Here is a 331-nt window from a genome sequence, read left to right as displayed (position 1 = left end):
CTGACGGCGCTGCAGCGCCGGGTGCTGACGCCATTGTCGACGTTCCGCAGCGAGCCGACCGTCTTCACCTACGACGAAGGCCGACAGACGTATCAGCCGCGCAACTACAACGACCGCTACTTCAACGAAGAGATTGATATGCGCAAGGCGATCGCCAGCTCGGATAATATCTTCGCCGTCAACAGCGTCATGTCGGTCGGACCGGAGGAAGTGATCGCCACCGCTCGCAAGCTTGGCATCGAGAGCGCGATGCAGCCCGTGCCGTCGCTGGCGCTCGGAGCCTTCCCGGTCAGTCCGTACGAGATGGCCTCGGCCTTCAGCGTGCTGGCCA

1 protein-coding gene is annotated in these 331 nt (G+C 63.1%); it reads left to right on the top strand.

Annotation, left to right across the window (positions count from 1 at the left end):
• Positions 1-331: penicillin-binding transpeptidase domain-containing protein (locus PA598K_RS31085; RefSeq protein ID WP_376739104.1), on the top strand; the 331-nt coding region annotated here is incomplete at both ends.

It is taken from the genome of Paenibacillus sp. 598K, from assembly GCF_003851045.1.
Taxonomy (GTDB): Bacteria; Bacillota; Bacilli; order Paenibacillales; family Paenibacillaceae; genus Paenibacillus_D.
This window is presented reverse-complemented; position numbering and strand designations above follow the sequence as displayed.